The sequence below is a fragment of the Pseudoalteromonas qingdaonensis genome (assembly GCF_038739665.1).
In the GTDB taxonomy this organism is placed as follows: Bacteria; Pseudomonadota; Gammaproteobacteria; order Enterobacterales; family Alteromonadaceae; genus Pseudoalteromonas; species Pseudoalteromonas qingdaonensis.
In genome coordinates this window covers 194,695-216,905 of the sequence record NZ_JBCGCU010000002.1, presented here as the reverse complement: position 1 = coordinate 216,905, position 22,211 = coordinate 194,695, and the positions used below count along the sequence as shown (strand labels likewise).

At 50.5% G+C, this 22,211-nt stretch carries 15 protein-coding genes; 4 read left to right on the top strand and 11 right to left on the bottom strand.

Going from position 1 to position 22,211, the window contains the following annotated elements:
* Position 1: 1 nt before the first annotated feature.
* Positions 2-3,094 carry an efflux RND transporter permease subunit gene (locus WCN91_RS03030; RefSeq protein WP_342676158.1) on the top strand — a complete coding sequence of 1,031 codons (3,093 nt, stop codon included), beginning with the start codon at positions 2-4 and terminating at the stop codon, positions 3,092-3,094.
* Between the two features lie 188 nt (positions 3,095-3,282).
* Here the strand turns inward: WCN91_RS03030 and WCN91_RS03025 are convergent, their stop codons facing one another.
* From WCN91_RS03025 to recC, 7 genes are all read right to left on the bottom strand, one after another.
* Positions 3,283-3,903 carry a TetR family transcriptional regulator gene (locus WCN91_RS03025; RefSeq protein ID WP_342676156.1) on the bottom strand — a complete coding sequence of 207 codons (621 nt, stop codon included), beginning with the start codon at positions 3,901-3,903 and terminating at the stop codon, positions 3,283-3,285.
* Between the two features lie 140 nt (positions 3,904-4,043).
* On the bottom strand, positions 4,044-4,256 hold the full coding sequence (locus WCN91_RS03020) for a hypothetical protein (RefSeq protein ID WP_342676154.1): 213 nt from the start codon (positions 4,254-4,256) through the stop codon (positions 4,044-4,046).
* Positions 4,257-4,681: 425 nt separating this feature from the next.
* The gene (locus tag WCN91_RS03015; protein ID WP_342676152.1) at positions 4,682-5,185 is read right to left on the bottom strand and encodes an Mpo1 family 2-hydroxy fatty acid dioxygenase; all 504 of its coding nucleotides are present in this window, start codon (positions 5,183-5,185) and stop codon (positions 4,682-4,684) included.
* Between the two features lie 70 nt (positions 5,186-5,255).
* Entirely contained in the window at positions 5,256-5,633 is a 378-nt protein-coding gene (locus WCN91_RS03010) for a hypothetical protein (protein WP_342676150.1), read from the bottom strand.
* Entirely contained in the window at positions 5,633-7,474 is a 1,842-nt protein-coding gene (gene recD / locus WCN91_RS03005) for an exodeoxyribonuclease V subunit alpha (RefSeq protein WP_342676148.1), read from the bottom strand. Before recD ends, WCN91_RS03010 begins: the two co-directional genes overlap by 1 nt.
* Positions 7,467-11,033: an exodeoxyribonuclease V subunit beta gene (gene recB / locus WCN91_RS03000; RefSeq protein ID WP_342676146.1), complete on the bottom strand. Its 3,567-nt coding sequence runs from the start codon at positions 11,031-11,033 to the stop codon at positions 7,467-7,469. The genes recD and recB overlap by 8 nt, the downstream gene beginning before the upstream one ends.
* Positions 11,020-14,289 carry an exodeoxyribonuclease V subunit gamma gene (gene recC / locus WCN91_RS02995; protein WP_342676144.1) on the bottom strand — a complete coding sequence of 1,090 codons (3,270 nt, stop codon included), beginning with the start codon at positions 14,287-14,289 and terminating at the stop codon, positions 11,020-11,022. The genes recB and recC overlap by 14 nt, the downstream gene beginning before the upstream one ends.
* 160 nt (positions 14,290-14,449) lie before the next feature.
* On the opposite strand from recC, the gene WCN91_RS02990 reads away from it, so the two are divergent.
* On the top strand, positions 14,450-14,995 hold the full coding sequence (locus tag WCN91_RS02990; RefSeq protein ID WP_342676142.1) for a DUF6795 domain-containing protein: 546 nt from the start codon (positions 14,450-14,452) through the stop codon (positions 14,993-14,995).
* Between the two features lie 129 nt (positions 14,996-15,124).
* Here the strand turns inward: WCN91_RS02990 and WCN91_RS02985 are convergent, their stop codons facing one another.
* Positions 15,125-16,903, bottom strand: a complete 1,779-nt coding sequence (locus WCN91_RS02985; RefSeq protein ID WP_342676140.1) for a choice-of-anchor I family protein — start codon at positions 16,901-16,903, stop codon at positions 15,125-15,127.
* Between the two features lie 134 nt (positions 16,904-17,037).
* A complete protein-coding gene (locus WCN91_RS02980; RefSeq protein WP_342676138.1) occupies positions 17,038-18,081 on the bottom strand; it encodes an alkene reductase in 1,044 nt (347 codons plus the stop codon).
* A 123-nt stretch (positions 18,082-18,204) separates the two neighbouring features.
* Here WCN91_RS02980 and WCN91_RS02975 point away from each other — a divergent pair, with 123 nt between their 5' ends.
* The gene (locus tag WCN91_RS02975) at positions 18,205-18,789 is read left to right on the top strand and encodes a TetR/AcrR family transcriptional regulator (RefSeq protein WP_342676136.1); all 585 of its coding nucleotides are present in this window, start codon (positions 18,205-18,207) and stop codon (positions 18,787-18,789) included.
* 477 nt (positions 18,790-19,266) lie between these two features.
* Positions 19,267-20,133, top strand: coding sequence for a patatin-like phospholipase family protein (locus WCN91_RS02970; protein ID WP_342676134.1), 867 nt, complete (start codon positions 19,267-19,269; stop codon positions 20,131-20,133).
* A 49-nt stretch (positions 20,134-20,182) separates the two neighbouring features.
* Here WCN91_RS02970 and lepB read toward each other — a convergent pair whose 3' ends face one another.
* Together lepB and arsJ are read right to left on the bottom strand one after the other, a co-directional pair.
* The gene (lepB, locus tag WCN91_RS02965) at positions 20,183-20,893 is read right to left on the bottom strand and encodes a signal peptidase I (RefSeq protein ID WP_342676133.1); all 711 of its coding nucleotides are present in this window, start codon (positions 20,891-20,893) and stop codon (positions 20,183-20,185) included.
* Positions 20,894-20,985: 92 nt separating this feature from the next.
* A complete protein-coding gene (arsJ, locus tag WCN91_RS02960) occupies positions 20,986-22,200 on the bottom strand; it encodes an organoarsenical effux MFS transporter ArsJ (RefSeq protein WP_425416001.1) in 1,215 nt (404 codons plus the stop codon).
* Positions 22,201-22,211: the final 11 nt, after the last annotated feature.

Below are 22,211 nucleotides of genomic sequence, written 5' to 3'. Positions count from 1 at the left end.
TATGGCGAATTTCTTTATTAGCCGACCAATCTTTGCATGGGTGATAGCCATAGTCATCATGCTGGCCGGTTTGTTATCTGTTAAACAATTGCCAGTTGAGCAGTACCCTCAGGTAGCACCGCCTGCGGTAACCATTACCGCCAGCTACCCGGGTGCAACGGCGAAAACCGCCGAAGATGCCATCACTCAGGTTATCGAGCAAGCCATGAATGGCATCGACAACCTTATGTATATGTCGGCACAGAGTGACTCTTTGGGTAATGTAACCCTGACCCTGACCTTTGAAACCGGCACAGATCCGGATATTGCCCAGGTTCAGGTGCAGAACAAGCTACAACGTGCGATCCCCTTGTTGCCGCAAGAAGTGCAACAACAGGGTGTGGCGGTTGCCAAATCGAGCGGCAGCTTCTTAATGGTTGTCGGCTTTATTTCCGAAGACGGCTCCATGACCCGTGAAGACCTTTCCGATTACGTAGTATCAAACGTAAAGGATCCGATCAGCCGGACGCCAGGTGTAGGTAACCTCACCGTATTCGGTAGCCAATACGCCATGCGTATCTGGTTGGATGCAAACAAACTCAATGAGTTTCAGCTAACCCCCACGGATGTGACCAGCGCCATTCGAGTGCAAAACAACCAGGTGACAGCTGGTCAGTTAGGTGGTGCACCGGCTTTACCGGGTCAGCAATATAACGCTGCAATTACGGCACAAAGCCGCTTGAGCAGCCCAGAAGAATTCGGACAAATTCTGCTGCGCGTAAATGCCGATGGCTCACGCGTATTACTGAGCGATGTTGCCCGTATTGAACTGGGCGGTGAAAACTATGCGGTGATGGGTCGTTATAACGGCATGCCAGCAACCGGTTTTGCTATTGAGCTGGCTACAGGTGCCAACGCCCTGGACACGGCCAAAGCGGTTAAAGATCGTTTAGCCGAGCTCGAAGCCTATTTCCCGGCCGGTGTAAAAATCACCATTCCCTACGACACCACGCCCTTTGTTGAGGTGTCCATCAGTGCCGTGGTGCAAACCCTGTTTGAGGCGGTGATCCTGGTATTCGTGGTTATGTATTTGTTTATGCAGAACTTCCGCGCCACGCTGATCCCTACCTTAGCCATTCCCGTAGTATTACTTGGCACCTTTGGCATCATGTCGGCCATGGGCTTCTCTATCAACACCTTGACCATGTTCGGCATGGTACTGGCCATCGGCCTCTTGGTGGACGATGCCATAGTTGTAGTAGAAAACGTTGAGCGGGTAATGAGCGAAGAGGGCCTAGGGCCAGTTGAAGCCACCCGTAAGTCCATGAGTCAGATCACCGGCGCCCTGGTAGGTATCGGCCTGGTTCTATCGGCAGTATTCGTACCTATGGCGTTTTTCGGCGGTGCCACCGGCGCCATCTATAAGCAGTTCTCTATCACTATTGTATCGGCCATGGCGCTGTCGGTAGTGGTTGCTATCGTCTTTACTCCGGCCCTGTGTGCGACGATTTTGAAGCCAATTCATGGCGACCATCACAACAAAGGCGGCTTCTTCGGCTGGTTCAACCGCACCTTCGACCGCGGTAATGACAAATACGGTAAGGCCGTAGGCGGTCTATTGAAGCGCCCTGTTCGCTCTATGGCTTTATACGGTGTGATAGTGGCGGTAATGGCACTGATGTTTGCGCGCCTGCCGTCGTCTTTCCTACCAGAAGAAGACCAGGGTATCTTCCTAACCATGGTGCAATTACCAAGTGGAGCCAGCCAGGAACGTACCGAAGCGATTATGACCCAGGTAGCGGATCACTATGGCAGCGAAGAGGCGGTGCAATCTGTATTCACAGTAAGCGGCTTTAGCTTTGCCGGTCAGGGTCAAAACGTCGGTCTTGCCTTCACCCGTTTGAAAGACTGGAGTGAGCGTGATGATAGCCAAAGCGTACAGGCGATTATTGGCCGTGCCATGGGCAAGTTCTCAACCGTTAAAGAAGCGCAGATTTTTGCCTTTAACCTGCCACCTATTGTGGAATTAGGTCAGGCCACTGGCTTTAACATGTTCTTGCAAGACCGCGGTGGTTTGGGCCACGAAGCCCTGCTGCAGGCACGTAACCAGTTCCTTGGCATGGCCGCACAGCGTCCAGAGCTGATGGCGGTACGTCCAAACGGCATGGAAGATGCGGCGCAGCTGCAAGTAGATATCGACCAGCTTAAAGCTCAGGCTTTAGGTGTGCCAATTAGCGAGATCAATAACGCCTTGTCTATCGGCTGGGGTTCTACTTATGTGAACGACTTCGTTGACCGTGGCCGCGTTAAGAAGGTGTACGTGCAGGCTGATGCCCAGTTCCGTATGACACCGGAAGACTTAAGCCACTGGTATGTGCGTAACAACCAAGGCGAGATGGTGTCGTTCGACAGCTTTGCCAGCAGCCACTGGGTATACGGCCCACAACGTTTAGAGCGTTATAACGGTATTTCGGCGATGGAGATCTTAGGTCAGCCGGCTCCGGGATACAGCTCGGGTGCAGCCATGGATGTTGTTGCCGAGTTGGTTGCCCAGCTGCCAGAAGGCATAGACTTCGAGTGGACCAGCACCTCGTATCAGGAAAAGATGTCAGGCTCACAGGCGCCCTTCTTGTACGCCCTGTCGATTCTAGTGGTATTCCTGTGCTTGGCGGCCCTGTATGAAAGCTGGTCAATTCCATTCTCGGTGATCATGGTGGTGCCTTTGGGTATCGTTGGTGCCCTGGGTGCAGCCTTTATCTTCGGCTTGGAAAACGATGTTTACTTCCAGGTAGGTCTATTGACGACTATGGGTCTGGCCTCGAAAAACGCCATCCTGATTGTGGAGTTTGCTAAAGATCTGCAACAGCAAGGTCTGGATGTTATTAAGGCGACACTTGAGGCTATCCGCCTGCGTTTACGCCCTATTATCATGACTTCACTGGCCTTCTCGCTGGGTGTTTTACCGCTGGCGATAAGTTCAGGTGCCGGCTCGGCGAGTCGTAACGCCATAGGTATTGGTGTACTAGGTGGTATGGTAACGGCGACCTTCCTAGCCATCTTCCTCGTCCCTGTATTCTATTTAGTGGTACAAAAACTCTTTGTACGCAATAAATAACTAAGGTACAGCAAGCCGCGCTAATACCAATTCTGTTAAGTATGTGATCAGAGATAGCGCTGGATAAATGAGATGATAACGAGGCGGAATTTTTCTTATGTAGTTATTCTACATAGAAAAATTCCAACACTGTTAGCATGATATTTAGCCCGCTAGAATGATTAGCTATTTAAGTGAATTGGTATAAATTAGTCCGGCTTTTTTAGGCCTACAAATAAGGTATCGAGTAAGGGCTCAACCTGCTTGGTCAAATTCATACAGCCTGGGTGCTGTAGGTATTGGCTTAGCAAGCCAACGAACAAGGCGTTAAGCGATATTGCCGCATCTTCTGGGCGAATATTGGGATTTAACTCGCCATTATCCAGGGCACGATTAAAAGCCAAAGTTAAAGTCGCAATGACTTCCTGATTCAACTCTTTTTGCTGCGCCACCACGGGATTCAGCTCTTCCACATATTCACAGCGATGGAACACAACTGTAAGCACGCGATAATATTGTGGCTCCTGCTCAACCAAGAGCATGGAGCGGCAAATCACATCCTTAACCTGAGCCAGAGTGCTTTGCTCATTGGCCTGCTGCAGCTCGCTCAGCATCATTCTAAAGGGCAAGCGAATACGCTCCAGCATGGCGTTAAAAAGATCGTTCTTATTGGCAAAATGCCAGTAAATGGCACCCCGGGTTACCCCTGCCGCGGCGGCAATATGCGCCAAGGTGGTACAAGACACACCATGATCAAAGAATAGTTGTTCTGCAGCATCTAGGATGGCCGTCCGAGTCTGCTCCGCATCGGCCTTACTTCGCCTTGCCATTATGCTTGCTCATTAGTTTTAATTGCTGATTATATTAACATATTAGTTACCAAGTTTGACCAGCAAGTAGGGATTTTGGGCATAATTTCCATATAAAAAAAGGGGCTATTTGCCCCTAATTGCTAAGGTAAATTAACTTATTATTCGGTCACCACAAAAGGCATATTAATTTTTGCCGCATTGACCTCTGACACCCAAAGATACTTACCCGGTGCCAAATCAACGCTGACATAACCATGGTTACCGCCAAGCATCTGCTCAATGCCGCCTAAAAAGGTCACAGGTGCAGGTGCGCGCAAACCATCGACATTGGTCCAGTCCATCCAAAAGTAAACCTGCTCTAAATCATCCAATACTAGGGTCTGTTGACCTTTGTTGTTTGTTTCTGCAGCAGTTTGTAGCGGATTTATACAAGGCGGCACATGTGTGGTGTAGTTATTCTACATGAACATGTAACAACACAGTAGAAATGCGCTACAAGCGCTGCCCTGCGGGTTCATCTAAACGCATCCTGCTCTGTGTTGCTCGCTATGTACATAGGCGAGCAAGACCGAAGCAATGCTTCGCAGCTTAGCGAGGTGAGTGCATGGATGCACGATGTAACCAAGCTTCATGGATGAATTATGCCTTATAGGTTAGTGCTAAATTCATCAGAATGCGCTTAGATTGAACATAAAGTAAACCGCAAAGATAAACAGACCCTAATAACTTAAGATTTTCATCCATAAAATTAATTCTCCTTATTAAAAATAAAAGTGAATACCAAGGTTTCAAAACCTTAGCGCACTTTACCGGCTATTTGCTCGACCTCGGCTTTAAGGTCTTTGTATAAACCGAGCATAAACAACAGCTCCACCACCACAAACAACGGGCCTATGATTAAACCTATCAGATCGTCGACGAACGCCGGTTTCTTGCCTTCAAAATAGTGACCGATAAATTGAAATACCCAGCCGATAAGGAAAAGCCCAACGCCCCACCCCAGCCATTGTGCCCAGGGCAAGGCAGCCAAAGGTGCCGCGCCCAGCAAAGCAAAGGCCATCAGTACCGTCATGACTAACCCCAAAGACAGGGAAAGAAACAAATAATAAACACAGCTAATAACAACAACCAGGGTGGCGGGAGTAAGCGTCAGCTCAGCAGACAGCGTAAAACTTGGTCGCGATAACAAGACCACCAAGGCATACACTATTAGCGGGATGCCGATAAAATGAGTGTATATATTGCGTCTATCCCTGTGGTAACTGGCGTAGTTAGCCAGTTGATTGACCAGTGATTTCATAAGCTAAAACCTGTTTATTGTTATTGTTTATTACTGCAAATATCAGTCTAGAGTAAAAAATCTAATCTGCCTACGCCTTTTCCGCCTGACCGCTACCCAGCTGATCTTTAAAGATAAAATAGCTTCTTATCAGCATAAAAATCAGTGTCGCGCCAATAAAGGCCGCCATCATATGATGCAAAACCAGGTGGCTGGCAATAAACATGGGCACATCCTCCCATGACTCAAGCGTGAAGAGTTTTATCAGCAACATGGCATAGACGAAAAGATGCAGCCCAAGCGCTATTTTAAGTATTTTCGCAGCGCGGCGGCGTAACCAGGGCTCGGGCTTACCCAAACCTAAGCGCAGCAATAATAACCCCAACAGTGCCAGCACTATGGATAGGCCACCCAGCCCCAATAGTGATGTTTTTACCAAGATCAGGGCGAGAATAACGTAAGGCCACATCAGTGATTTGCTCCTTGCAGTCGCTGATAAAGCCCGGAGGCACGACTAATGGGCTGATTAATGGCATGGAACAAGGTACGCATATCGCAGATAAGCTCAATGTGCTTTTTAGCCCGGGTAATGCCGGTGTAAACCAGTTGGCGGTTAAGACGCTGGCCACCACGGCCCAAGGGCGGTAATACCATGGCGGTATGAGCAAATTCCGAGCCCTGCGACTTATGTATGGTCATGGCAAAGACCTTATCAAACCCGGGCAGGCGCCCCGGCTCTATGGCGCGGAGTGTGCCATCACTGGCGATAAACATGGCCTTCAGGGCACCATTCTCGTCCGGTAAAACTATGCCTATATCGCCATTAAAGAGGCGTAACTGATAGTCGTTTTGGCTGATCATCAAGGGCATTCCAAGATAAAAACGCTGCCTCAAATCGATTAATCCCTGCTGCGCCAAACGTTGTTCAATACGTTGATTAAGCTGTTGCACGCCAAAGGGACCTTCGCGCAGCGCCGCCAGCAATTGATACTGAGCAAAAGCCTGATGCACGGCCTTGGCATCCGAGCCCTCACCAGCCAAGGTTAAATAGGCACTGTATTGGGTTGCGGCGCGGTCGATAAGCTGGGAATAGAACCCCTCCTGCAAATCAAAATAGCTGATATCCTTGGCATCGCTTTGCAGCAGCTGCCTGGCGGTATTTTGTTCGGCGCGATTGACCGCATAGGCCAGACGGCCAATGCCGCTGCCCTCGGCAAAGCGGTAACTATGCTGCAAAAAGGCGATATTGTCGCGCAGCAGATAAGAGGTTTGCTGCTGGCTGTGATACTGGTGCTCCCCGCACAGGCCAGCCAATTGCTGCGCCCAAGGCGCGCTGTAATTAGGCAAGTGGCCAAGCTGACACTGGCAGCACAAATCGGCCATGATATTGCCACTGTCCACCGAGCTTAATTGGTCCTTATCGCCAAGCAAAATCAGTCGGGTATGCGGCGCCAGGGCATCCACCAGCTTGGCCATCAAGCTGATATCTATCATGGAGGCCTCATCGACTACGACCAAGTCCGCATGCACCGGGTTAGCGCGGTTATGACGGAATTGATTGGAGTATGGCAAGGTACCGAGCAAACGGTGCAGGGTTTGCGCCTGCTCGGGAATAAGCGCCGCCACCTCCTGAGCTGCTTGCGGTAAATCCAGCTTGGCTCCTTGAATAGACTCACTTAAACGTGCCGCCGCTTTACCCGTAGGTGCCACCAGCTCAATATGCAGCGGTGCCTCACGATACAGGGATTGCAAAATGGCCAATAACCGGGTCACAGTAGTTGTTTTACCTGTACCCGGACCGCCGCTGATCACACAGAATTTGCGCGTGGCCGCAGTAGCACAGGCAACCTTTTGCCAGTTCGGGCTTTGTGTATCCTCAGCGCCAAAATAAAATTGGATCAACTCAGTCAGACGGGCATTATCCAAGGTAATGGGCGCTGTGGCCAAAGCACTAAAACGCTCGGCCAGTAGCGCTTCATACTCATCATAACGAGCCAGATACAGGGCATTGTCGCGAAGGCGCAGCGGCATCCCTTCACCAATGCAAGGCAGCTGAGATAACCCTAGCTCAATATCAAGCCCAAGTTCCAGCCCTGGCTCAAGTGCTCGGGTATCAAGGGCAAAGGGGTTACTGGTATCGACTGTGGTTAAATCCAGACAGCTATGTTGCTCATTCATGGCCTTAAGCAGCAATAAGAGCAGGTAGAAGCCCATTTCATTGCCGCCGTGCAAGGGCTCGCCCAGCAGCAGCTTAGCCAGCTCAATATCCACTGTGCGCACCTTGTTGTGCGCTTGTAGTAACTCAATCACCGCGCTCTCCTTGGGCGAATAAGGCGTCCAGTTGGTTAATTTCATCACTGCTAAAGGCTTTGCTGTAGACCCCTTGCTGCTGTGGCATGGCGCGCATAAAGGTGTAGATCATGCCGCCCAAATGATGCTCGGGGTCGTAATCCGGCAAGCGCTTTTGCAACAAACGATGCAGCGCCACCATATAAATGGCCCCTTGCACATGGTAGCTGTGTGCATTCATAGCATGAGTCAGCGCATTTTGATCATAATCCAAGGCGCTATCGCCCAGGTAATTTGATTTATAATCAAGCACATAATAACGACCCTGATAACAGAAAATAAGGTCGATAAAGCCCTTTAAAACGCCCTTCACTCGCTCAAAGTCAAAATCGAAGTCATGGCCAAATAAGCTCAGCATGGCGTGGTTAAAGGCTTTGGGTTCAAGCTCTAACAGAGGCAGATGAAACTCCATTTCCACCAGGCACTGCTTATCTTCCAGCGCCCCCAGACTTAAACCCGTGTTATCGAGCGGACAGCGCACTATGTCCACCATCCAATGTTGTAATAATTCCAGCCAACTCTCGTCCAGGGCGTACTTGTGCAGGCTCTGCTCACATACCTGTTGCAGCTGGGCTAGCGCCAATTCCTCACCATTGGCGACTCCGGCAAAGGAAATTTGCTCTAGGATATCGTGCAAGCAACTGCCCGGCCCCGGGCCTTTAGGGAATTCATAGCTGCTCAGGCTTGCTTCATCGGCGCTCTTGGACGGATATAAATACTGCTCCATGCGATGGTCTTCATCGTCGTCACCACCACCGGCGCCAAAACTCGGCGCTTCATGGCGTTTATAACTTAAGGCACTAAAGCTGGTCGCCCGCCAATGACGCTCTATACCCGCCGGTGGCGTAGCAAGGTGCAATTCAACGGCGTCACTGTGCGCCAGTGCTATATCAGACACGGGCACCTTATCTGTTAGCATCAACGCCATATCCGCATTCGTTGCAACCTTATCCGCCAGTAAGGCATAGAAGTCCGACTGCGGCTCGGCCTCGCTAAATAGCAAATAGCCCAGGGCGCAGTTGTGCATCTGTGAGCGCCCTCTCTGGCCTATGGCGTACATTCCTAAAGAGCAGTGATAGATAGCCCGCGTCAATGCCACATACAGCAGACGCAAATCTTCGGCCAAACGCTCACGCTCGGCGGCCATCATGGCTTGATCGCTCTCGGTAAGGTCCAAACGCAACTCGCCATCACTATGGTAATAGGCCCAGGCGGCGCTGCGATAACTTTGGGCAAAGGGCATAAAGACTATGGGATATTGCAAACCTTTGGAGGCATGCATGGTGACGATTTGCACCAACTGCGCATCGGTTTCCAGGCGCAATTGGGCGCTGTCGCCCTCACCATATTCGCTGCTTAGTTGTTGATGAAAATAGCTGAGCAAACGCGTGGTGCCATCGAGTTCAATTTGCTTATGTTGCAGGATTTCGCCGAGATGACGAAAATCTGTTAACGCCCGCTGTACATCCCAGCCCAGGTCGTGCCAGCGCTGAGGAAGTTTGTTTTGCCACAGCAACTGCTCCAGCATGGCCAGGGCACCATCGGCATACCAGCGGCGTCTTAGCTCGGCAAATTCATTTAATAATTCCCCCCAACGTTGCTGATCATCGCCAAGGGCATAGATCTCTGCCGCCGAGAAATTATAAAAGGGGCCGCTTAACATGCCGCGTAGCAAGCGCTCGTCGTAAGGGCCGTGCAGCACGCTTAAAAGGCGATACAAGTGCTGCGCCAAGGGCTGCTTAAAAACACTTTCGCGAGCCAGATAAACACTGGCCACCCCGGCCTCAGCCAGGGCTTTTTTCATCAGCGCCGCTTCACGACGGTCACGCACCAGAATACAGAAATCGCCGGCACAGGGAGACGCCTCGCCCAGGGTTAAACGCCCCTGTTGTGCTTCGCCCAGCAGATAATGGATGCGTTTAGCAAAGCTCTCGGCTAAAGCGCCCTGCCCTTGCTCCTTGGAGAGGATCTCCTGTCCGCCGCCATGCCAGATAAATTCCATCGCCGCCAAGGGCTTGCCATCAAGACATAACTGCTCTTTCTTGCCCTTGGCTTTAACATTGAAAAACGGAATTTGCTCGTTATAAATAAAGCTCTGCGGATGGCCGCTAAAGAGGTCATTCACGCAGCCCACCAGCTCTGTGCTGGACCTGTGGTTAACCGCCAGGGTATACAGGCGCTGCTCATCAAGCTGTTGTTTAGCATCTATATAAGTAAAGATATCGGCACCACGAAAGCCATAAATGGCCTGTTTCGGGTCGCCTATCATGGTCAGACCGCTTATCGCCGAGCTTAAAGGGCGATACAGGGTATTAAAAATCCCGTATTGTATGGGGTCTGTGTCTTGAAACTCATCTATCATGGCCACCGGATATTGGCTGCGTATCTGCCGCGCCAACTCACCTTCGCTGTTATTACCCAGGGCCTGATAGAGGCCACTTAGCAGGTCGTCCGGAGCCAATAATTGCTGGCGTTTTTTCGCTGTTTGCACATGGGTGCGCACATAATCCAGAGCATAAACACACAATAGCTGGGCCAAGGACTTACCGAAACCGGCGCTAAGCTCACTTAAGCGTTCAAACTCGCTCACCAGTTCATGGCTGAACACCTCGCCATTTTTCTTATAAATGCCTGGGTCTTGCAGTGACTCGCTTGACCAAAGCGCAAACGACTTTTTGCCTTTATCCAGCTCAAGTTCGTCGCTGTGGGCAAAGGCCTGTAAAGCACCGACATTGGCCTTGTGCTTAGGCTTGGCTGTGCCCTTGATATCGCTGGCAGCCAGGGCACTGAAAAAATCGCCGTTTCTAAGCGCCTGCTTGAACGGCTCCAGGGCCTCAAGGTATTGGGCTTGTTGCTGCCAAACCTGCTCTAATGCCTGCTGCGGGTCGTCAAAGCGCGGCTCTATGATCAGTTGCTCGCGATTGATCAGCGGACTCAGTTTTTTTAGCAGGGTGTAAGGCGAAGGGTAATGAGCCAACACCGCCTGTACCTGCTGCGCCGATAAGGGGTAAACGAATTGCCGCCAAAAATCGAACACAGCCTGTTGCTGCAATTCACTTTCATCCATCACAAAATGCAGGTTAAAGGCCATATTGGAGGCAAACGCATGCTGTTTTAACATGCGCTGGCAAAAGCCATGCATGGTGAAAATGGCACTGTCATCCAAAGACTTGGCCGCCGCATCCAGCAGGTTATAGGCCTGCTGTGGCTCTTTGACCTGAGCTAGCAATTGCTGCACCAGCTCATCCTCAGTTACCTTACCTAGCAGCACTTCTTTGGCTTCTGTGATGCGCGCCCGCACCCTGTCTTTAATTTCACTGGTGGCCGCTTCGGTAAAGGTCACCACCAGAATTTGCTCAACGCTCAAAGGCTCACCGTCAGTACCATCTGAGCGCTGGTACATACCCAACAAGTAACGCAGGTATAAGCCGGTAATGGTGTAGGTTTTACCCGTACCGGCACTAGCCTCAATCAGTTGCTGGCCAATCAAGGGCAAACTAAGGGGATCAAGAATCTGCATATTTTTGCTCCTCAGAAAACTGATTGATAGGGGCTAACAACTGCTGCGCCCAGTCGCAAAATTCCTGCTCGCATTGGTATAAATCTCGGTAGTCGGCACTGATATAAGGGTCGGCACGCTCCGGCACACCGATATAGGCGCCAACAAATTTTAAATTGGCCTTGCTAATTTCCCCCTGTTGCAACCACTCCCAGGCACTAATAGGGAAAAATGCCGGGCTGCGTGTTTGCGCCTCACGATAAAGAGCCAACCAAGGCAACAAAAGCTCCTCGGCATGATCCACAGTGAGCGGTTCAAAACGTACCTGCTCATCAAGCCCCATTACCAAAGTAGTAACGGCCTGGCCGCTTAATTGCGCCAGCAAATGATAAATAAAGCCCTTGATACGGTCCTTGGGTTTAATACTGGCGCTGCGATAAAACACCTGCTCATTGGCGTATACATGACTTAGCCAGCCCTGAATTTGGTAGCCGCCAATGCTTACATCCACTTCCACCAGCTGCGGCTCTTGAGCGCCAATGCGCATTTGCACCTGCTGCGCTAACGCAGTAATACGGGTTTTTAATTGCTCTAGGGTTACTTCCGCCATGATCCCTTGTGGTAATACGCCGCGTTGAATAAGCTCGGCATCATCTACCTCTTTATCATTGACGGCGCATTCAAGTAGCTCATCAAGCAGCTGATAGCGAGCCAGCGGGTCTACGGTAAAGTGCTCATTATCATCACTGCCTTCATCTATGTCCTCGATGCGCACCGCCAGCACCTGCTGATAGAAAAACTGCTGGGCACGAGTGGCGCAGTGCAATAAGGCATCGAGCTCGATAATGGACTCAGGGGATGCTGCAAGGGGTGCTTGTTCACCCTGCTCCTGAGCGTCTTCATAGGTCAAGGCCCACACCGGATTAAAGCTCTGCCAGCGTCCTTGGCTTTGATAGTAATCACTGTGAAACGGCTGCAAATGATGTACGGCGGTAAGCGCAGCACTGACGGTTTCGTCTTTATCTGGGTCCTTATCCGGATAGTAAAAACAGCGGTCGATATATTCGCACAGCTCACTTAACAAGATAGAGGGCATACGCTCACTGTTATCTCGGCTGGAGCGGCCAATATAGCTAAGATATACGCTGTCGCGGGCACTCAAGAGCGCCTCTAAAAACAGGTATCTGTCGTCCAGGCGACGCGAGCGGTCGCCCTTGCGGCGTTTGCTAAAGGGCACCAGGTCAAAACCAATGGGCTGTACGTTACGGGGATAGTCCGCATCATTTAAGCCAAGAATACAAACCTTTTTAAAGGGCACTGCCCGCATCGGCATCAGGGTACAGAAGTTCACCTGCCCCATTAAGAAACGCTGGCCCACGCCCTTGTCGTCTATGCCCTGTTGCAGCAGGTTTACAAACACCCGCTGTGAGATGGGGCCAAGATAATCGCCATTATAGTAATGCTTGTCGACGGCGTTAAAGAGCCTGTCCATGGTAGCTAAATCCACCGCACTGAGGCTCGTACTGGCAAACATCTGCTCCAGCACCTGGCGCATGGACGCCACCTTTTGTGCCAAGTCTGCATCCGGGCTAAGTAAGGCTTTGGCCGTCAACAGCGCATTGATAAAGCTAAGCAACTTGCTCAAAATATCGCTGTTCATACCCTCCACCGCATCGGCGGGATACAAGCCCAAATAGGGCTCACTTCGGGTTGCCATACCGAGCAGTAAACGCTGTAAGCCCAGCTGCCAGGTGTTCAAAGCCAATGTCGGCAGGGCAAATTCGCTTTTATGCTCACCGTCTATGCCCCATTTAACGCCGACCTGCTCAAGCCAGACATGGCATTGCTGTAATTCCGGCTCGGACAAGGCGAAGTGTTCGCTAATGGCGCTAATTTGCAGCAGATCCATTAATTCGCTGACGCCAAAGCGGCTAAAGGGTAAATTTGCCAGCACTAAAATGGCGTTAAGCAGCGGGCGCTCCTGGGCTATGGATAAATCGGCAATGGCATAAGGAATATGACGTGCGCCCTTGGCACCACCAAACACCGCCTCAATAAAGGGGCTGTATTGGCCAACATCCGGCATCATCACAATAATATCTTTTGGTGTCAGGCTGGGGTCTTTAACAAATTCCCGCAGCAAATGGTCGTGTAGACATTCCACCTCCCGTAACTGGGTATGGCAATTGGCCAGTTGCACCGAGGTATCATCATCTTGCAGCGCCATCTTGCCTTCGTCGCTGACAAACCAGTGCGTATCTTCGGCCAGACTCTGACCCTTAAAGGCCAGTTCATACACTTCTTGCTGCAGACGACCAAGCAAATGCGGCGCAAATTCATCGTCAAAACCGTCCAGCCACTTGCCATCGAACTGTATTAACTGCTCTAAATAATCCCGCCCCAGTTTGCCCCAGGACGCCAATAATGGATTACCGACAATATAATAATGCTCGCCCTTTTGCGCCGCATCCAATTCGGGTTTGACCTTATAGCGGCTGTTAACCTTGGCCAGGGTTTTCTCATCAACCAAGTCGCCCCAATAATGCTCGCTGGGGTTAAACAAAAAGACCAAAACCTGGGTGTGTTGCGCCAGGGCGTTAAACACTTCTAACTGCGACTGAGCCAAGGCCGAGATACCAAATAAACAGATGCGCGGTGGCAGTTGCACCTTATTGCTGGCGAGCGCCGCCAACAGGGCATCATGCATATTGGCGCGGTGATACGGGCTTTGCCCACGCTCGGCCACCACAGCAACCAGGCTGCGCCATAAATCGGGCTGCCAGGGAGCATGGGCAATATCCACTTCATCCAGCTGATCCACGCCCTGCTCCCATATTTGCAGCCACTGGGGCCGGTACATCAAATAATGGTCAAAAACATCGGCTATTTTTTCGCACAGAGCAAAACGCTTGCTGCCATCAACATCATCTTCCAGATAGCTGGCCAGCGCCTGATACGGCTCCAGAGGCAGTTTTTGCACTAATAACTCATAGAGCTTCCAGGCCATGTTGGCCTTATTAAATGCAGACTCTTCGGGCACATCAGGCAGGACTTGCTGGTATAAAGACCAGATAAAGCTTGAAGGTAAGGGAAAGTCGACCTGAGCACACACGCCCGATTGCTTTGTCAGCTCAAGTTTGAGCCACTGAGACATACCCGGGGAGTGCACCAACACCAGCTCCCGAGCAAAAATATCATCGCTACTGGGGTTCGCTAACAACGCACATAACTGGGCGCTGAGAATCTCCATGCGATTAGACTGAATGATATGCAGCATGCGTATAAGCTGTTAAATAATAAAGGCTCAGTGTACGCAATTTTTCATCTATACTCTAGGCTACTGTTACGTATGGTGAATTAGCCCATTGGTTTGCAAAAGCCGAGATTATGCAGTAACTTTCAAACTTTCTCGGATGATATCTTCACAGGGTGTGAATATGCGTTTAATCGTCTCTTGTTTACTGTGTGCCGGCATCCTGGCCTGCGCCGTGTTATTTTTTACCCAAGCCAACTCCAGCAGTGTACCGCTGTCCCAATTACTGCTCCAAGCACAAACCCTCTCCCCGCAAATTCAAGGCCGTTTAGCCCTAGGCGATAATCGCCTGGCCAATGTAAAAATTACCCGCACCTTATCCATAGGCAAGCAATACTTTGTCAGCCAGGCTGTCACAGACGAACAAGGTCATTTTAGTTTTGCCGCTCTGACTTCGGATGAGCCGCTGTTAGGGCGCTCGCCAGACAGGCTTTGGCAGGATATCAGCGTGCATTATCAGGGCCAGCAATATGTGCTCTGGTACACAGCCATAGACCATGAAATGGATAATTTTATTGTTCAGAAAGCCCTGTCAAAGCTCGACTGCAACCTATTGTGGAATGAGGACGAATTCAGCATTAGTGACAGGCGTCGCCTGGGTCTGCCGGTCAATGTCTATTCAATCTGCGATCTGGCCCCGGAGCAGATACAAAAAAAGCCGCTCATTTGAGCGGCTAAGTCAGGGTTGTCTAATCAGAATTCAAGCAACAAGCTGGTCATTACTTGCCGCCTATAATAAGCAATTGATATTTCAGTTTAATGACATACGTCATAAAAGTGTGACCTATTGTGAACTCTGTTATTTTAGATCGATTTGCCACACGCTGACCGAACCAGAAATTTCATTACCGACCACTAGCAGCGGCATACCGTTAGGGCTTTGCTCGGCGCTGATAAAACGCATGCCCTCTGGTGCCAGGTCGCCGGTGATATCAGCGCCTTCAATCAGGCCGCGGTTGCTGACATAGTTTTTAAATTTCACATCGAACGGATTGGTAATATCGTACACCATGATGCCACTCATACGCTCAAGGCCGACGAAGGCATAGGTACGACCTTGTACCTGACCTAAAGCCAAGGCTTCTGGCTCGGCACCTTTGGCGTCTGAGCGGGTATCCCCTTCGTTCTCATCTTCATTGTTATTAAAGGCACTGCCATGAATCGCTGCGGTAATACGACCAACATCATCACCTGAGTCAAAGACCAGACCTGTGTTGGCATCCCAGATAGAGAATGAGCGCGCACCATAGGTATAAAGCTGCTCGTAGCGGCCATCCTGATCCGCATCGCCACGTACCGTACTCACAATAAGACGACCGATATCATCATCGTCGTTATTCACGTAGGCAAAATTGTCCGCAAGGTCCAAGTCTTCTGCGCGGGACTCATCGATATAGGCCAAGCAGCCATCGTCTTTGTCAAAATCCAAACCGCCTTCGGCCAAACAGCTGGCTTCATCGGCTGAATCAAAGAAGTATTCACGGCCATCGCCTTCGTTTGCCGAGACCACAAAGTCGGCACCCTGCCATTGGTAAGTAGCAATGGTATCCGGTTGATACATGCCGAACAGACCCGGATACTGCTTGAAGTTAATGCCGCCGTCTTTATCCGAGGCATCAATTAGCAGATTCCCCCAGTCCTTAAAGCCCAGAGCTCGTACTTCCAATGTCATATTTTCAAGGTCAACAACCGCAAGGGCGTTATTTTCCTGCAATGACACATACGCGGTTTTGCTATCGGCGCTGATTGCCACGTATTCCGGCTCAAGATCCATGGCTACTGTGGTATTGATCAGCTGGCCCTTAATGGTGCGACCGGTTGGATTGGCAAACACCACGCCTTGGGCTTCAAGTTCGGCCTGCTTATCGTTGTACTGACTAAAGCCTAGAAGGCTGGCCTCAAGCGCTGGCTTACCCGACTCGACAGCAATAACGGCAATTGAGCCTTCCGGGTCAACACTGTAATCGCCCGCCGGCTCACCTTCATTAGCCACCACTACCTTGGTGCCATCCGGTGTAAAGGTCACCATATCCGGCAGGTAGCCCACTTCAACATTGTGTAAAAACTGCGGCGTATCACCACTGATATCATAAAACGCTACCTGGCCTTTTACCCCTGTTTGAGCGGCCATGGCCACCGCCAGCAAGTCGTTGTTGGCGTCGATGGCGATACTGTTGGCATCGCCCGGCGTGTTAGCTGACACATCCAAGGTGGTTGTAATATCAAGATTGGTGCTGCTGATCACCCCTTCGTTATCAGCAACTAAAGCAGCGGCATCGAAGTTATCGGCAGCAATAATTTCCACCGTGGCTTTATCACCTGAGCTGTTAATAGCGTAAATTTGCTGGGTGCGGGCATGGAAAGCGACGATTTCCGCCGCTCCTTCCGGCGACTCGGCGTTAAGTACCGCGCGACCTACTAGTGTTAATTCCAGATCGCCACTGATAGCCTGACCTGACTCGCCCTGCTCACCTTGCGGCCCTTGTGGTCCGGTTGCGCCCATGCTGCCGTCATCACCATCAAGTGAACAGCCCGCTAATACGCTGGCCAAAGTTAAGGCTACTAATGTTTTTTTCATGACCCTGTCTCATTGTTGTAAGTAAAACAAGGGCTAAGTAAATAGTCTCAAGGTGACAATACAATGGCGGGCGTATGAAAGGAGGATGACGATTTTATGGCAACGCCGGAACAATCAGACGTTGCCAATGGGGGTTAGACTAGCTCAGCAAGCATGTCTTCACTGTATGGGGTCAGTGGCTGCTGGCCCTTGACCTTGGCTATCAAATCCGGATTAGCGATAAAGGGTCGACCTATGGCCAACAAGTCAAAACGTTCGTTGGCAATGGCCTCGGCCCCTTGCTCTGGGGTATAGCTACCAACGCCCACTAAGGTGCCTTTATAGCGTTTGCGTAAATAATCCGAAGCGCGACCACCGAGATAATCAAATTCCATAGCATCGTCGAAAATACCCAGATGCAAAAAGGCCAGCTCCCGTTGATTGAGCTCCTGCAACAAATAATCAAAGGTCTTGGTGTCTTCGCTGTCACCTGGCTCAAGCAGGAAGTAGGCACCCGGAGACAGTCGTAAGCCAACACGCTCAGCGCCGATACGGGCGGTTATGGCATCAACCACCTCCAAGGCAAAGCGGGCACGATTTTCGGCGCTGCCGCCATAGCTGTCATCCCGCTGATTAACACTGTGATGCAAAAACTGGTCGATCAAATAGCCATTGGCACCATGGATCTCAACGCCGTCAAAACCAGCAGCAATGGCATTTTCAGCCGCTTTGGCATAATCACCGATAAGCTCTGCAATTTGCTCCTGAGTAGCGGCTTTGGGAGTCTGGTAGCTAAGCTCACGCATTCTTGGTACCGTGCCTTCTATCCCGACGGCACTGGCACTTAACACCTCACCATCAAAAAAGTGAGGATGGGCAACGCGGCCAACATGCCATAACTGACAGAAAATTTTCCCGCCCTTGGCATGCACCTTATTGGTGACCTTACGCCACCCAGCTATTTGCGCCTCGCTAAAAATACCAGGTACATTGGGGTAGCCTTGACCATCGGGGCGAATAATTGTGGCTTCGCTGATGATCAATCCCGCATCCGCTCGGCGTCCGTAATAATCGGCCATGGCCTGGGTAGGAACCAAGTCGTCATCGGCCATACAACGCGTAAGCGGCGCCATCAAGACGCGATTGTTAAGGTTTATTTCCGAGGATAAAGCATAGGGTTGTAACAATAAATCCGACATAAATGACTCAATAGTTATTTGAATATCCAATCAAGATAAGGACTCTTGAATGAACATTCAAGTATCTGCAAAAAATAAATGATACTATCTTATCCATGATAAAAATAAGGGATCTTATCGCCCATGCGCAGTGCCGAATTTGACCGCTCCCAGGTATTAGAGCAAGCCATGCATACCTTTATGGAACACGGCTACGCCAAAGCCAGCATGCAAAAACTTACCCAGGCTACCGGCTTACACCCAGGCTCTATTTACTGCGCCTTTGGCAGCAAAAAAGGCCTGTTTATTGAGGCTGCCAGCTTTTATCATCAGCAAAAATTACAGGTTTTTGAAAGCCTGTTTAGCGAAGATAAGCCGGTACTTGCCAGCCTCAAAGAGCTACTCGCCAATACGGTACAGGAGTGTGTGCAAAACACCTGTGCCAAGGTTTGCTTGTTAACCCGCTCACTCAATGAAATCGAAGGCCAGGACCGAGAAATCGCCGAGCTTCTCGCCCGCAACTTGCAACAAATTGAGCTCAGTCTTGGCGAGCAAATCGCCCGCGCTCAGCGCCAGGGGGAAGCCATCATAGATGAAGAGCCCTTGGCTTTAGCGCGCTTTATCACCATGGGAGTGTACGGTATGCGCACCTATGCTTTTACCAATGCGGATCAAAGCATTTTAGCGCAGATGGCAGAACAGCTGCTGCGCGCCATTCAAAAACCCTGACTTGAGATCTGTGCCCTTCGTCCTTATTGCTATACTTATAAACGGTGGCCATCAGTGCCCCGCCCTGCTCACTAGGGTCTGTTGACCTTTGTTGTTTGTTTCTGCAGCAGTTTGTAGTGTATTTGTACAAGGCGGCACATGTGTGGTGTAGTTATTCTACATAAACATGTAACAACACAGTAGAAATGCGCTACAAACGCTGCCCTACGGGTTCACCTAAACGCATCCTGCTCTGTGTTACTCGCTATGAGCATAGGCGAGCAAGACCGAAGCAATGCTTCGCAGCTTAGCGAGGTGAGCGCATGGATGCGCGATGTAACCAAGCTTCATGGATGAATTTGACCACATAAATCAGTGATTATATTCATCAGAATGCGTTTAGATTGAACATAAAGTAAACCGCAAAGATAAACAGACCCTAATAAGCAGGAAACCTCTTCACAGTGATATTAATAACAAAAGTAGTGGATGAAACACATGATAAATTCTGCATTGGTTGCCGAAGGCGGCGGCCAAAAAGGCATATTTACCGCCGGCGTCTTGGATGCATTTTTAGAGCAAAAGTTTACACCTTTTGATTTAAAGGTCGGCGTTTCTGCCGGCGCTCAGAACCTTGCCGCCTATTGCGCCAGAGCCCAACAGTACGCCCAGACGGCAATACAACTGACCACAGAGCAACAGTTTTTTCGCCCGGCGCGGTTTTTTACTGGCGGAAATGTGATTGACTTGGATTGGTATTTTCATGAGGTGCAGCACAATGGCAAGGTGCGTTTTCCCACCACGCCCACTAGCCTGACGCCACAAAGCAACTTTTATGCGGTGGCCAGTCATTTTGACTCCTTTGCCCCCCATTATCTGCATACCTGGCACGATAATATGTTTGCGCACCTGAAAGCATCGAGCGCCATTCCGTTTTTATATAGACCTGGAGTCGAAGTTCAGGGGCAAGGGCTGATGGACGGCGGTGTGGCCGATCCCCTACCGGTACGCTGGGCTCATGAACAAGGCGCAAAAACCATCTGGGTGATACGCACGGTGGAAGCCCATGATGACGGTAAGATGCCTATACTGGAGCGTTTAAAGCCGATTATGAGCCGCATTAATCAGTCGCCGCGCATGTTTGCCATGTATCACCATTATCAACGCCGTTATGCGCAAGCGGTGGACTTTATGAATGCGCCGCCAGAGGGCGTTAACATAGTACAAATAGCGCCGACCCGGCCCTTGCACTCCATGGTGCTGGGTTCAGATCCGGCCACCTTGCAGGACGACTATCGTCTCGGTTTTGAACTGGGAATGGATGCGGTGCAGAAATGGCAAGATGCCAGTGCCTATGCCGGGTGAATATGTGGGGTGAAATTTAAAACAGGCTTCCACCCCGCTCCCCTAAGGCTTAATCCTGATACAAACTTTTGCCAAAGCGCTGCGACTTGGGCAAATAATGGTCATTATAATCCAGCGAATAGGCAATATGATGCGCCTTGCCCTTAAGCTCAGTACGCGGCACTAAGCCATAATAGCGGGAGTCAGCACTGTTACGGCGGTTGTCCCCCATCATCAGGTAATGGTCGGCGGGAATATGCACAGGAGCAAAATGACCGCTGGTGCCAGGGCGAGTCTTATCGATGCGGATTGCATGCACTACACCACCTAATTCCTCAGTAGCCAGCAGTTCGTCGGCGTTATCCTTTGTGATGCCGTAAGTTAGCGGCTCACCGTTTATCGTCAACACTTCATTTTTCATGGCCAGGGTGTCTCCGGGTAAACCCACCAGTCGCTTTATCAATAATTCATCGGCGGCGGCTGATTGAAACACCACAATATCACCGCGCTCGGGCTCGCCGGTGCGCATAAGTGAATAGCTGGTAAAGGGAATGCGTAAATCATAAGCCATTTTATTAACCGTGATTTGATCGCCAATTTCTATGGTGGGCAACATGGAGCCGCTCGGCACTCGATACCAATCGGCAAAAGAGCTGCGCATGGTAAACAAACAGGCGAGAAAAAGGATCAGCCCCCAGTTATTTTTGATACTTTTATGCAATAGCGAGGAAATTGAAATAATGGTTAGGGGTGATTTTTTGTTGGCTGTATTTTTTAACATCGGACGCTCCAGGCGAAGTGTGATTTCATCCTTAGAGCGCCTTGTGTTGGAAAAGTTTAGCTGTAAATGTAACAACTTATATAGTCAGACTATTAATCCTCAGATTTTTCCCGAGAAGATAAGTGCCGCGACACCCACCAGGTCGCCAGTTGCAACATCAGCGCACAGGCCAAACAAGCCAGCAAACCGCTAACCTGATACAACCAACCGGACAGCAAGGTGCCAATTAAGCGACCGCTGGCATTGGCCATATAATAAAAGCCCACATCCAAGGATACGGCATCGCGATCAGCCAGCTTCACCACCAGATAACTGTGCAGCGACGAGTTAATGGCAAACACGGCACCAAACAGCAATAAACCCAGCACTAAAACCCAGGTTTGAGCGCTGCTATTGCCGATAAAGACCAAGGCCAGCAGCAAGAGCGCGCTCACCAGCGCCAGCAAACCACTGTAGCGCTGCGCCTGCTTAAACACCGAATAGTGATTGCTGCGGGTAAATTTGGGCGCCATACTTTGCACCACACCATAGGCAATGATCCAAAGCGCCATAAAGCCGCCCACCTGCTGATGCTGCCAGCCCAGTTGGCTGATAAAAAACACCGGCAAGGCCACCACAAACCACACATCCCGAGACGCAAACAAGAACAAGCGCGCCAAAGACAAACGGTTTAAGGCGGCACTTTTGGAAAACACATCCTTAAACTTGGGCTTAAACTTGCTGCGGCCCAAGTCTTCACCCAGTAATATTGAGCTAAGCACAAAGCCCAAAGCTACCAGGGCAATTAACGCCCATACCGCGCCTTGAAACGACAGCAGGGATAACAATAAACCACCAAGAAAGTAGCCAATCCCTTTAAGGGCATTTTTAGAGCCGGTCAGCAATGCCACCCACTGGTATAAACGCCCCTGCTGTTGCTCCTTGACCACCAGCTTAATGGCGCTTTTGGCACTCATTTTATTGAGATCCTTGGCGATGCCGCTGAGCGCTTGCGCCGCCATCACCCAGGGCACGGTTAACATACTCTTATCTACCAAGAGCATGGCCAGGGCGCCAATTTGCAGCGCCATGCCCAGTTGCATGGTGCGATTAAGCCCGATACGGGCGCCAAGCCAGCCGCCCACCAGGTTAGTGACGACACCAAAAAGCTCATAAAACAAAAACAGCATGGCTATCGCCAAGGGCGTATAACCAAGCTGATAAAAGTACAGCACCACCAACATACGCAGGGCGCCATCGCTTAGGGTAAAGGCCCAGTAATTGGCGGTGATCACCCCATACTGCTGCAGTGGCGTTGACTTCATCATGATGTACTCTA

Excerpts from the sequence above, each read along its gene's own strand:
- WCN91_RS03030 (WP_342676158.1), top strand. The coding sequence starts at position 2 with ATGGCGAATTTCTTTATTAGCCGACCAATCTTTGCATGGGTGATAGCC.
- WCN91_RS03025 (WP_342676156.1), bottom strand. The coding sequence starts at position 3,903 with ATGGCAAGGCGAAGTAAGGCCGATGCGGAGCAGACTCGGACGGCCATC.
- WCN91_RS03015 (WP_342676152.1), bottom strand. The coding sequence starts at position 5,185 with ATGAAATCACTGGTCAATCAACTGGCTAACTACGCCAGTTACCACAGG.
- WCN91_RS03010 (WP_342676150.1), bottom strand. The coding sequence starts at position 5,633 with ATGTGGCCTTACGTTATTCTCGCCCTGATCTTGGTAAAAACATCACTA.
- recB (WP_342676146.1), bottom strand. The coding sequence starts at position 11,033 with ATGCAGATTCTTGATCCCCTTAGTTTGCCCTTGATTGGCCAGCAACTG.
- recC (WP_342676144.1), bottom strand. The coding sequence starts at position 14,289 with ATGCTGCATATCATTCAGTCTAATCGCATGGAGATTCTCAGCGCCCAG.
- WCN91_RS02990 (WP_342676142.1), top strand. The coding sequence starts at position 14,450 with ATGCGTTTAATCGTCTCTTGTTTACTGTGTGCCGGCATCCTGGCCTGC.
- WCN91_RS02985 (WP_342676140.1), bottom strand. The coding sequence starts at position 16,903 with ATGAAAAAAACATTAGTAGCCTTAACTTTGGCCAGCGTATTAGCGGGC.
- WCN91_RS02980 (WP_342676138.1), bottom strand. The coding sequence starts at position 18,081 with ATGTCGGATTTATTGTTACAACCCTATGCTTTATCCTCGGAAATAAAC.
- WCN91_RS02975 (WP_342676136.1), top strand. The coding sequence starts at position 18,205 with ATGCGCAGTGCCGAATTTGACCGCTCCCAGGTATTAGAGCAAGCCATG.
- WCN91_RS02970 (WP_342676134.1), top strand. The coding sequence starts at position 19,267 with ATGATAAATTCTGCATTGGTTGCCGAAGGCGGCGGCCAAAAAGGCATA.
- lepB (WP_342676133.1), bottom strand. The coding sequence starts at position 20,893 with ATGTTAAAAAATACAGCCAACAAAAAATCACCCCTAACCATTATTTCA.
- arsJ (WP_425416001.1), bottom strand. The coding sequence starts at position 22,200 with ATGATGAAGTCAACGCCACTGCAGCAGTATGGGGTGATCACCGCCAAT.